Origin of the sequence: Frankia sp. AgKG'84/4 (assembly GCF_023242965.2) — a bacterium.
GTDB lineage: Bacteria > Actinomycetota > Actinomycetes > Frankiales > Frankiaceae > Frankia.
Window position 1 is genome coordinate 1 of sequence record NZ_JALKFU020000136.1, and the last position, 10,671, is coordinate 10,671.

General features: G+C 73.1%; 11 protein-coding genes and 1 pseudogene. 7 read left to right on the forward strand and 5 right to left on the reverse strand.

Annotation, left to right across the window (positions count from 1 at the left end; all coding sequences use genetic code 11):
- A partial coding sequence (locus tag MXD58_RS11230; RefSeq protein WP_518477795.1) for an urease accessory UreF family protein occupies positions 1–386 on the reverse strand: 386 nt, incomplete at its 3' end.
- A 168-nt stretch (positions 387–554) separates the two neighbouring features.
- On the opposite strand from MXD58_RS11230, the gene MXD58_RS11235 reads away from it, so the two are divergent.
- Together MXD58_RS11235 and MXD58_RS11240 are read left to right on the forward strand one after the other, a co-directional pair.
- Complete coding sequence (locus MXD58_RS11235) at positions 555–806, forward strand: hypothetical protein (RefSeq protein ID WP_248839084.1); 252 nt, start codon at positions 555–557, stop codon at positions 804–806.
- 188 nt (positions 807–994) lie between these two features.
- On the forward strand, positions 995–1,879 hold the full coding sequence (locus tag MXD58_RS11240; RefSeq protein WP_248839194.1) for a phytanoyl-CoA dioxygenase family protein: 885 nt from the start codon (positions 995–997) through the stop codon (positions 1,877–1,879).
- Positions 1,880–1,947: 68 nt separating this feature from the next.
- On the opposite strand, the gene MXD58_RS11245 is transcribed toward MXD58_RS11240, so the two are convergent.
- From MXD58_RS11245 to MXD58_RS11255, 3 genes are read right to left on the reverse strand one after another with little or no spacing between them, the layout of a single operon-like run.
- Positions 1,948–3,675, reverse strand: coding sequence for an urease subunit alpha (locus tag MXD58_RS11245; protein WP_248839085.1), 1,728 nt, complete (start codon positions 3,673–3,675; stop codon positions 1,948–1,950).
- The gene (locus MXD58_RS11250; RefSeq protein ID WP_248839086.1) at positions 3,672–4,046 is read right to left on the reverse strand and encodes an urease subunit beta; all 375 of its coding nucleotides are present in this window, start codon (positions 4,044–4,046) and stop codon (positions 3,672–3,674) included. Before MXD58_RS11250 ends, MXD58_RS11245 begins: the two co-directional genes overlap by 4 nt.
- Complete coding sequence (locus tag MXD58_RS11255; RefSeq protein WP_248839087.1) at positions 4,043–4,345, reverse strand: urease subunit gamma; 303 nt, start codon at positions 4,343–4,345, stop codon at positions 4,043–4,045. The genes MXD58_RS11250 and MXD58_RS11255 overlap by 4 nt, the downstream gene beginning before the upstream one ends.
- Before the next feature lie 353 nt (positions 4,346–4,698).
- Between MXD58_RS11255 and MXD58_RS11260 the strand changes: the two genes are divergently transcribed.
- From MXD58_RS11260 to MXD58_RS11280, 5 genes are read left to right on the forward strand one after another with little or no spacing between them, the layout of a single operon-like run.
- Positions 4,699–5,799: an ABC transporter substrate-binding protein gene (locus MXD58_RS11260; protein ID WP_248839088.1), complete on the forward strand. Its 1,101-nt coding sequence runs from the start codon at positions 4,699–4,701 to the stop codon at positions 5,797–5,799.
- Complete coding sequence (locus MXD58_RS11265; RefSeq protein ID WP_248839089.1) at positions 5,796–6,695, forward strand: ABC transporter ATP-binding protein; 900 nt, start codon at positions 5,796–5,798, stop codon at positions 6,693–6,695. The genes MXD58_RS11260 and MXD58_RS11265 overlap by 4 nt, the downstream gene beginning before the upstream one ends.
- Positions 6,692–7,597 carry an ABC transporter permease gene (locus MXD58_RS11270; protein WP_248839090.1) on the forward strand — a complete coding sequence of 302 codons (906 nt, stop codon included), beginning with the start codon at positions 6,692–6,694 and terminating at the stop codon, positions 7,595–7,597. Before MXD58_RS11265 ends, MXD58_RS11270 begins: the two co-directional genes overlap by 4 nt.
- Entirely contained in the window at positions 7,594–8,400 is an 807-nt protein-coding gene (locus MXD58_RS11275) for an ABC transporter permease (RefSeq protein WP_250609290.1), read from the forward strand. The genes MXD58_RS11270 and MXD58_RS11275 overlap by 4 nt, the downstream gene beginning before the upstream one ends.
- 56 nt (positions 8,401–8,456) lie before the next feature.
- Positions 8,457–10,160 (forward strand): adenine deaminase C-terminal domain-containing protein, encoded by a 1,704-nt coding sequence (locus tag MXD58_RS11280; protein WP_250609291.1) that lies wholly within the window; start codon positions 8,457–8,459, stop codon positions 10,158–10,160.
- Between the two features lie 27 nt (positions 10,161–10,187).
- On the opposite strand, the pseudogene MXD58_RS11285 reads toward MXD58_RS11280, so the two are convergent.
- Positions 10,188–10,671 (reverse strand): annotated as a pseudogene (locus tag MXD58_RS11285) (ATP-binding protein); the annotation flags it as partial.

Here is a 10,671-nt window from a genome sequence, read left to right on the forward strand (position 1 = left end):
CTGGCGGCCCGCTGGGCGGGGGAGGGCGTGCGGGCGTCGAGCTCGGCCTCCAGGCTGGCCAGCACGTCTGCCGGGTCGGCCGGCGCGTCTGCCGGATCAGCCGCATCGGCCGGGCCGGGTCCGGGGATGGCCAGGGCGTGACAGGTCGCCGCGGCGAAGGCGGCCGCGACGACTCCCGCGGTGTGCAGGCGGCCGAGCAGGAACAGCTCCAGGTCGGCCAGGTCCGCCAGGCTGCGATCAATGATCGCCGCCTCGACACCGCCCGAATGCGCGTGCCCACCCGTCGGCATGCGGCCGTCCACCAGCACCAGCAGGGTGGCGCGGCGGACGTCGTGCGCGACCAGGTCCGCGGGCCGGACGGGTCGTTCGGGCGACAAAGCGGTCATGGCCTGCCTTCCGTGCGAGAGTCTGCCGCCGGTAGCCGCGGTCCACTGCGGGGGTGGCGACGCGAACTGGCCCTGGGCAGGGGGGAAATGTCGATCTCGTAGGGGTACGGGAGCGGCGTGGGCCTCGGCCAGGACATCGAAAGCCCTGGGACGAGGGGATTCAACCTGATGATGACGCGACGATCCGCGCGTTTCGGCGCCAGGCGGGCCCGCCTGGCCGGACTACTCGTGACGACGGTGGCGTTGGCACCCGGGCTGACCTCCTGCGCGGACCATCGGCCGCCCAAGCCCACCTGCCAGTCGGGCTACCAGGCCAAGTGGGACGGGGATGACCACAGCTGGGAGTGCGAGCCGAAGACCTCGCGTTCCGGCGGCAACAGCGGCCGTCGGACCCGGACCCGGACCCGCGGCCGACACTAGCGCCGGCGGACTGCCGCGGCGGGGGCCGCTGGCAACGGCAACGGCGGCGAAACCCGTGGCCCGTAGCTTGATGACCGGCACAGGAGCATCGTCACGAAAGCGGAGGTACGACGGTGGGCAGTCCGATGCCGCGCCAGGGTCCCGCCACTGGCCCGGACGAACCGTCAGCGGTGCGTGGCGTGCCGTCCATGCCGGGGATGACGGGTCTCGGGGTGTTCACGATCACCCCGTCCGACCCCGATCCGGCGGCGGTGCCGGGGCTCGCGGAGTTCTATCACCAGCATGGGTTCGTGCTGCTGCGCGGGCTGCTGCCGGCGGCGCTCGTCGACAGCATCGAGCAGGAGTGCGCCGCGGCGCAGCGGGCGGTGCTCGCCGGGACGGTCCCCGAGCGGCATGGCTCCACCCAGTACCTGGACGCCCGCCACGCCGAGGGCCGTCCGGGCAGCAGTGCCGAGGCGTACGTGAACTACGTCGAGCACGTCGAGGAGCTCTCCCCGGCGGTGCGGACCGCGCAGACCGACCCGGCTCTCGTCGAGGTGCTGCGCCGCCTGCTCGGCGGCGACGTCTGGTCGATCCCGGGCTCCGGTTCGGGTGTGGTCTACCAGGACGCGCGGCCCGGCCGGGAATCCGGATACACCAGGATCGGCTGGCACTCGGACTGGCAGGCGATGCCGAGCCTGGACGTGTGGCCCGGCGCGGCGTTCACCATCCATGTGGACGCGACGAGCCCCGCGAACGGGTTCCTGCGGGTGGTGCCCGGCTCGCACCGCTGGGCGACGCCGGCGCCCTACCGCAACGTCAACAACGTGGCCGTGCCGGCGGACGCCCGCCCGACCGGGGGATACGGCGACGCCGAACCGCCCGGTCCGATGCCGCTCGGCTTTGAGAAGATCCCCGGCGAGATCGCCGTCTACGCCGAGCGCGGCGACGTGCTGCTGCATGACGCCTACCTGTGGCATTCGGCCGCCCGCGCGACCGCCGACGACACCACCCGCCGCCATGTCCGTTCGGGCTACTACGCCGGCGACCGGGCCAGCTACCGGGAGCAGTTCATCAAGAACGCCGCCCGCTGACCGCGCCACCGGCGACCCGGCCGGCGGCATGGTCAGAACGGGGGACGCTGGTCAGAACGGGGGAGCGGTCAGAACAGGAAGTAGCGCTGGGCCATGGGGAGTTCGCGGGCCGGGTCGGCCTCGATGGCCTCGCCGTCGATGAAGACGGTGAACGTGTCCGGGTCGACCCGGAGGTCCGGCGTCGCGGTGTTCTCCGGCAGGTCGGCCTTGCCGCGGCGGCGGACGTCGGCGACCGGGACCACCGGTGTCGCCAGGCCGAGCCGGTCGGGCAGGCCGTCCTCGACCGCGGCGGGTGCGACGAACGTCAGCGACGACGCGGCCGCCGGCCCTCGGGCGGCCCCCCACATGGGACGGGGCAGAACCGGTTGCGGCGTCGGGATCGACGCGTTCGCGTCGCCCATCGCCGCCCAGGCGACGAAGCCGCCCTTGATCACCAGCGATGGTCGCACGCCGAAGAACGCCGGGTCGTAGAGCACGAGGTCGGCGAGCTTGCCGGGCTCCACCGAGCCGACCTCGGCGTCGAGCCCGTGCGCCACCGCCGGGCAGATCGTGTATTTGGCGACGTAGCGCCGGGCGCGGGCGTTGTCGGCGGCGCCGTCGCCGGGCAGCACGCCGCGCCGGCGCTTCATGACGTGCGCGGTCTGCCAGGTGCGCAGCACGACCTCCCCGATGCGGCCCATCGCCTGCGAGTCGGAGCCGATCATGGAGATGGCGCCGAGGTCGTGCAGGATGTCCTCGGCGGCGATCGTCGAGGGCCGGATCCGGCTCTCGGCGAAGGCCAGGTCCTCGGGCACGCTCGGGTTGAGATGGTGGCAGACCATCAGCATGTCGAGGTGCTCGTCGAGGGTGTTCACCGTGTGCGGGCGGGTCGGGTTCGTCGACGACGGCAGCACGTTGCCGGCCGCGGCGACGGTGATGATGTCCGGTGCGTGTCCGCCGCCGGCGCCTTCGGTGTGGTAGGAGTGGATAGCCCGGCCGGCGATCGCGGCGAGCGTGTCCTCGACGAAGCCGGCCTCGTTGAGGGTGTCCGAGTGCAGCGCGACCTGCACCCCCGAGGCGTCGGCGACGCGCAGGCAGGCGTCGATCGCGGCCGGGGTGGTGCCCCAGTCCTCGTGCAGCTTGAAGCCGGCGGCACCGGCCCGTAGCTGCTCCCACATCGCGTCCTCGTTGACCGTGTTGCCCTTGCCGAGCAGGACGACGTTCACCGGGAAGTCGTCCATCGCGGACAGCATCCGGGCGAGGTTCCACGGGCCGGGGGTCACGGTTGTCGCCTTCGTGCCCTCGGCCGGTCCGGTGCCGCCGCCGATCAGCGTGGTGATGCCGGCGCCGAGCGCTTCGGGCACCTGCTGCGGGCAGATGAAGTGGACGTGGCAGTCCACCGCGCCGGCCGTGAGGATCTTGCCGTTGCCGGCGATGATCTCGGTGCCGGGGCCGATGACGAGGTCCGGGTGGACGCCGTCCATGGTGTCCGGATTGCCGGCCTTGCCGAGGGCGACGATGCGCCCGTCGCGGATGCCGACATCGGCCTTGACGACACCCCAGTGGTCGAGCACGACGGCGCCGGTGATGACCACGTCGGGCGCGCCCTCGGCACGGGTGGCCCGCGCCTGACCCATCGACTCGCGGATCACCTTGCCGCCGCCGAAGACGGCCTCGTCCCCGGTGCCGGCGAGCTGCGGGCCGCGGCTGCGGTCCTCGGTGACCTCGATGAACAGGTCGGTGTCGGCGAGACGGATCCGGTCGCCGACCGTCGGGCCGTACAGCGCGGCGTAGCGGGACCGGTCCAGCCTGCTCACGAGCCTTCTCCAAGGAATCCGGGCAGGTCGCTGCCGGTGCCGGGCATGCCGCCGGCGGCGGGGTCGTCGAGCGGGCCGGCGGACTCCGTGCGCAGGCCCGGCACGATCCGGGCGCCGGCCAGCGGGACGAGCTGGACCTCCCGCTCGACGCCGGGCTCGAAGCGGACGGCGGTGCCGGCGGGGACGGCGAGGCGCAGCCCCCAGGCGAGGTGCCGGTCGAAGTCGAGCGCGGGGTTCGCGGCGGCGAAGTGGTAGTGCGACCCGACCTGGACGGGCCGGTCACCGGTGTTGCGCACCACCAGGGTCCGCGTGGGCCGGCCCGGGTTGACCTCGACCGGGTCGGACCCGGGCAGGATCTCACCGGGGATCATGGGATCGGCTGGTGGACGGTGACCAGCTTGGTGCCGTCCGGGAACGTCGCCTCGGCCTGAACCTCGGCGAGCATCTCCGGCACCCCGTCCATCACGTCGTCCCGGGTGAGCACGGTTCGTCCCGCGTGCATCAGGTCGGCGACGGTGCGACCGTCGCGGGCGCCCTCAAGCAGAAACGAGGTGAGCAGCGCGGTGGCCTCGGGATAGTTCAGTTTAAGGCCGCGGGCACGCCGTTCCCGGGCGAGTCCGGCCGCGACATGGATGAGCAGCCGTTCCTGTTCATGGGGGCTCAGCAGCACGAATGCGGAGCCTAGCAGGCTGTCGGCCCGGTGCCCGCAGGCTCGTCGATGGCGGGTCGCCGTGCGGGCGGCCCGAGCGCGCGGACGCGCTGTTTTCGCGGGGCTGATGTCGACGGCGTGAACGACGAACCCCAGGTGAGGTGGTCACGTTTCGCGCGGGTTTCCGGCGAGGAGATTCCCGGGGGTCGGTGACGGCGCGCGGGCGGGTTGTCGGTGAGAATGGAGTTACTCGCAATTCACACACCGGCGACTGGGTCGATACGCATCCTTCCTACGGTCCGGGAGACCGCTCGGGCGGGTGGGGCCCGCCGGCCGGTGGGGCGAGCCCGGGGACGAAGGTCGATGGGGGTCTGGTGACAACAGGTCTGGACCGGCGGAGATTCCTCCGCCGTGGTGTGGGAGTCTCCGCCGGGGTGACGCTGCTGGCCGCGGGTGGTGGCGGCCTGCTCGCCGCCTGTGGCAGTGACAGCGACGGTGGGGACACGAGCACGAGTTCGAGCGCGAGCGCGAGTTCGAGCGCGCGCTCGTTCGGCACGCTGGCTGTCCGGCTGTCGTGGATCAAGAACGTCGAGTTCGCCGGCGAGTACATCGCCGACCAGCGTGGTTACTACAAGGCGGCGGGCTTCTCCGGCGTCAACCTGATCGCCGGCGGGGCGGCGGCAACACCGCAGGACACCGACGTCGCGACGGGGAAGGCCTTCATCGGCATCTCCTCGCCGGACATCACCGGCAACGCGATCACCCAGGGTGCGCCGCTGAAGATCATCGGTGCGCAGTACCAGAAGAACCCGTTCGCGATCATGTCGCTGTCGAAGAACGCGATCACCTCGCCCGAGGCGATGATCGGCAAGAAGATCGGCGTGCAGGCGACCAACGAGTCGGTCTGGTCGGCGTTCCTGACGGCCAACAAGATCGACCCGTCGAAGATCACCAAGGTGCCGGTCGAGTTCGACCCGCTGCCGTTGACCACCGGCACCGTCGATGGCTGGTTCTCCTTCGTCACGAACGAACCGAACGCGCTGCGCGTCAAGGGATTCGACGTCACCACGTTCCTGCTCGCCGACCACAACTATCCGCTCGTCTCGGAGACCTTCATGGTCACCGACGAGTCGATCGCGAAGAACCGGGACAAGGTGAAAGCCGCGCTCACCGCCGAGATCCGCGGCTGGAAGGACGCGACCGCAGATCCGGCGCTCGGCGCGAAGCTCGCCGCCACCGTCTACGGCAAGGACCTCGGCCTGGACGAGAAGGAGCAGGTGCTGGAGAGCACCGACCAGAACAAGCTCATCCTGAACGCCGACACGAAGAAGAACGGCCTGTTCACCGTCACCGACGAACTTGTCGACGAGAACATCGCCACGCTGAAGCTCGCGGGCGTGGACATTACCGCGGACAAATTGTTCGATCTGTCCATCATCCGGGAGCTGTACAAGGAAAAGCCGGAGCTAGTGTGAGTGCAGCCGCCACGCCCATGTCGGAGCCCGCCGGCCCGGCGGAGCCGTCCGTTCCTGCCCCCGGCTCCGGCGTGAGCGTGGCGGGCCTGCGCAAGGAGTTCCGGCTCGGCCGGAAGTCCGTCCTCGCGCTCGACGACGTCAACCTGTCCACGACCGAGGGCTCGTTCCTGACGCTGATCGGCCCGTCCGGCTGCGGCAAGTCGACGGTGCTGCGCATCCTCGCCGACCTGGAGGCCCCGAGCGCCGGCGAGGTGCTGGTGCACGGGGAGCATCCCGCCGCCGCGCGCCGCGGCCACCACCTCGGCATCGCCTTCCAGGACGCGGCCCTGCTGCCCTGGCGCTCGGTCGAGGCGAACATCCGCCTGCCACTGGAGGTCAGCGGCGTGAAGGCGGATCGTTCGGTGATCGCCGAGCTGATCTCGCTGGTCGGCCTCGCCGGGTTCGAGAAGGCCCGCCCGGCGCAGCTCTCCGGCGGGATGCGCCAGCGGGTCGCGATCGCCCGGGCCCTCGTCGTCGAACCGCGGATCCTGCTTCTCGACGAGCCGTTCGGCGCCCTCGACGACATGACCCGCCAGCGGCTGAACTTCGAGCTGCTGCGGGTGTGGAGCGCGCGTTCCACGACGACGGTGCTGGTCACCCACTCCATTCCGGAAGCGGTGGTCCTCTCCGACACGGTCGCGGTGATGAGTGCCCGCCCCGGGCGCATCTCCTCGTCCGTCGAGATCGACCTGCCCCGCCCGCGCACGCCGGAGATGCTGCGCTCGACCCGGTTCCACGAGCTGCACGACGAGCTGTCGAGCCTGCTGTTCGCCGGCGCCGAGCCGGAGGCCGGCGTCGAGCGGGAGGCCGTGGCCGCGGGGACACCGGCGCCCGACGCGGCCCGGAGCCCAGGGTGACGACCCTGCAGGACGCGGCCGCGGCCGGCAGCGGTGTTGGCACCCCCGGCGGTCCGAGCGGCCCCGGCGGCTCGGGTCCGGGCGGCGGGGATGGTCCGCCGGGATCGCCCGCCACGCGCCGGCGCGGGCCGCTGGCCGATGCCGACCGGTCGACCTGGCTCGCCGCCGGGATCGGGATGGTCGGGCTCGTCGCGCTGTGGTGGGTGCTCGCGGTCACCGTCTTCTCCGACGGCGGCGCCGTACCGACCCCGTGGGAGGTCCTGCGGGCGCTGTGGGACGACCGCGAGCTGATGTGGACCTCGGCACGCTCGACGGTGCAGATCGCGGCGAAGGGCTGGCTGATCGGCAACGGCCTCGCGATCGGGCTGGCCGTGCTGTTCTTCGGGGTGCCGGTGGTGGAGCGGGTGCTGCTGCAGATCGGCGTGGCGTCCTACTGTCTTCCGGTCATCGCGATCGGTCCGATCCTGACCACCGTCTTCGACGGCCACACCCCGCAGATCGCCCTGGCCGGCATCTCGGTGTTCTTCACGACGCTGGTCGGCACGCTGCTCGGCCTGCGCGCGGCCGAGCAGGCGAGCCTCGATCTGGTGCGGGCCAGCGGCGGCGGGGCGTGGAAGCAGATGCGCCTCATCCGGCTGCGGGCCGCGCTGCCCAGCACCTTCGCCGCGCTGCAGATCGCCGCGCCGGCGGCCGTGCTCGGCGCCATCATCGGTGAGTTCCTCGGCGCCGATCGCGGCCTCGGCGTCGCGATGGTCCACTCCGAGCAGGCGCTGGAGGTTGCGCGTACCTGGGCGCTCGCCATCGTCGCGTCCGCCGTCGCCGGCCTCGGCTACGCGCTGACCGCCCTGGTCGCGCGGCTCATGACCCCGTGGGCGCCGCGCGGTAACCCAGGGGGTGGATGATGCTCGCGACGATCGCGCTACGGGTGGGCCGCACGGTCCTGTCCGTGGTCGCCTCGGCCGCGGTGATCGTCGGACTGTGGTACGCGTTCATCAAGGTCTTCGACCTGAACTCGCTGGTCGCGAAGGACCCGAAGGCCGTCTGGACGTATCTGTTCACGGCGGAGAAGGCCCCGCAGAGCCGCAAGGCGATCCTCGATGGGCTGTGGCACACCCTCGGCGACGCGGGCATCGGGTATCTCGCGGGCACCGTGGCGGCCATCGTCGTGGCCGTGACGTTCGTGCTGTTCCGCGCGGTGGAGCGGGCGCTGATGCCGGTGGCGATGATGCTGCGGTCGGTGCCGCTGGTCGCGATGATCCCGGTGCTGACCCTGGTCTTCGGGCGCGGGCTGACCGCGGTGGGCGTGATCGCGGGCATCATCGTGTTCTTCCCGTCGCTGGTCAACCTGGCCTTCGGCCTGCGCTCCGGGCCGCCGGCGGCCGCCGACCTGGTACTCGCCTACGGCGGCGGCCCCGCGACGGTGCTCCGCAAGGTCGCCCTGCCCAGCGCTCTGCCGGCGCTGTTCGTCTCCGCCCGCATCGCGGTGCCCGGCGCGGTGATCGGCGCGCTGCTCGCGGAATGGCTGGCCACCGGCGAGGGGCTGGGCTACTACATGCAGCGCGCCCAGCAGACCTTCAACTACGGCGGCGTGTGGGCCGCGGTCGTCGTGATCACGGTGGCGAGCGTCGCGCTGTACGCGGTCGTGGGCTTTTTGGAGGCGATCGTGCTGGCCCGGTATGGCCCGAGCGCGGGCCGCGGCAGGTAGCCGGTGGCCGACCCCCTAGGTAGCACCGGCCTGGTCCGGTGGGTGAAGGACAGCCTTTGAACGTCGCACGCACCAGCCACGGACCCCGGCTGATGTCGACACCTCACCCGCCGGGCCGATTGCCGCAGGCCGCGGCCACCCACCCCGTCAACCCGCACGTCCCGCCCCCGCAGACGCCGTCACCCCAGGTGATGCCGAGCGCGGACCGCCCGGACGTGCCGGCTCCCGCGCGGCCCGCGGGGCGGCCGCCCGTCCGGCTGTTCGGCGCGGACCGGCTGCGCGCCTCGGACGCACAGCTCGCCCGGATGCGCCGCGTCGCCCGCGGTGAGGAGGACGCCGACCTCGTCGTCCGCGGCGGGCTGGTCGTGGTCGTGCAGGACGGCTCGGTCGTCAGCCGCGACGTTCTCATCGTCGGACGGCACATCGCCGCTGTGACCAGACCGGGGGCGCTGGGCGGCCGGCGTTCCCTCGACGCCGCCGGGCGCTACGTGCTGCCCGCCTATGTGGACCCCGGCCTGCGGATCGAGGACACGCTGCTCAGCCCCGGCGAGCTGGCCCGGCTCCTCGTCCCCCGCGGCACCGGAACCCTGCTCGCCGACCCGACGGCGCTGATCGCGCTGGGCGGGATCCGCGGGCCGGAGTTCGCGGCCGGTTCCGGGACGCCGCTGCGGGTCCTGATCCGCTCGGGCGGCACCCCGGACGCGGCACTGTCCGACACGGTCGGCCCGACCGGGTCCACCGGGGCGGGCGGGGAACTCGCCGGGATGTCCACCCTCGACGCCGACTCGGCCGAGGGCCTGCGCCGCGCGCTGGAGGCCGCCGGCCTGGCCGGCAGCCGGACCGTCACCGAACTGGCCTACCAGGGGCATATCGACCACGATGTGCGGCTCGCCGTCGGCGGAGGCGCCAGCCCCATCGACGCGATCCGGCGCGCGACCCTGCTGCCCGCACGGGCCTACGGCCTGGACTCGATCCTCGGCGCCGTCGCCCCGGCGCGACTCGCCGACCTGCAGGTGGTGTCCACGCTCGCGGACACCGCTCCGCCCGACGTGGTCGTCGCCGGCGGGCGGATCGCCGCCGAGCACGGCCGGCCGCTGTTCGACAACCTCGATGCGGCGCCCGACTGGGCCGCCGGCCGGATCCAGCTGCCCGTGACGCTGCACGCCGGCTCCTTCGCCGGGCCGGACCTCGCCCGCGTCGGCCGTGGTGACGGCAGCATCGCCGCGGTCAGCATCGATGCCGGTGCCGGCCCGACGATCCCGCCGGTCGCGGCGCCGCCGGTGCCGGTATCCGGGGCCGGCGTGCGGGTTGTGCGAGTCGTGCCCACGGTGCGTGAGGGGCGGGCGGTCGCCGACGCGACCCGGGACCTGCAGAAGGTCGCGGTCCTCGGGCGGGCGGGCGGGCCCGAGACCGCCGAGATCGGGCTGGTGCGTGGCTGCGGGCTGTCCCGCGGCGCGCTCGGGTTCACCACCGCGCAGGCCCCCGGCCGCGTCGTCGTCATCGGTACCCGCGACGACGACATGCTGACCGCGGCGCGGGCGGTCGAGGGGATGGGCGGCGGTTTCGTCGTCGTGGACCAGGGCTGGGTGCGGGCGGCGTGCCCGTTGCCACTGCTCGGGCTGCTCAGCGACGCACCCTGGGAGGCGGTGCTCGGAGAACTCGCCGCGGTCGACACCGCCGCCGCCGACCTGGGCTGCCGGCTGCCGTTCCCGCTACGCACCCTGGCCCGCTTCGGCAGCCAGCTGCACACCGGACCCTGACCGCCGGACGGCCGCCGCACCCGGCGCTCAGCCGCCGCCCGCGAGCCTGCGGTGGGGGACGGCGGGCCCGGCATCCGGAATGGCCCATCCGGCGGGCGCTGCCGGTGCCACCGGTGTCGGTGTCATCGCAGGGATCGAGGGCTGTGCCGTCGGCGCCGGGCGTGCTGTCGGCGGCTGCGGACCGGTGCGCTGCGCCCGGACGTGCGCCGCGCTTTCGCGCAGGTCGTGGCGCAGCTGGTCGGTCAGGGACCAGGCCCGTCCCGCGCCGTCGGCCGCCACCTGGACGAGCCCGGTCCGCACGAGGCCGAACAGGATCGCGCGGGCCCGCGAGCGGTCTGTGGTGAGCAGCGCGGCGGCCTCGGCGGTCCGCAGGCGGTGGCGGCGCAGCATGGTCGTGACCAGCTGGAGTTCGGCGCGCCCGAGTGCCTCGCCGCGCCGGTCCCGGGCCACGACGTAGCGGGCGAACGCCAGGTCCGCCGGCTCGCCCGGGAGCACCGCGACGACCGTGCGG

Bases quoted from the DNA above. Each gene is read 5' to 3' on its own strand.
- MXD58_RS11235 (WP_248839084.1), top strand. From the start codon at position 555: ATGATGACGCGACGATCCGCGCGTTTCGGCGCCAGGCGGGCCCGCCTG.
- MXD58_RS11240 (WP_248839194.1), top strand. From the start codon at position 995: ATGCCGGGGATGACGGGTCTCGGGGTGTTCACGATCACCCCGTCCGAC.
- MXD58_RS11250 (WP_248839086.1), bottom strand. From the start codon at position 4,046: ATGATCCCCGGTGAGATCCTGCCCGGGTCCGACCCGGTCGAGGTCAAC.
- MXD58_RS11275 (WP_250609290.1), top strand. From the start codon at position 7,594: ATGATGCTCGCGACGATCGCGCTACGGGTGGGCCGCACGGTCCTGTCC.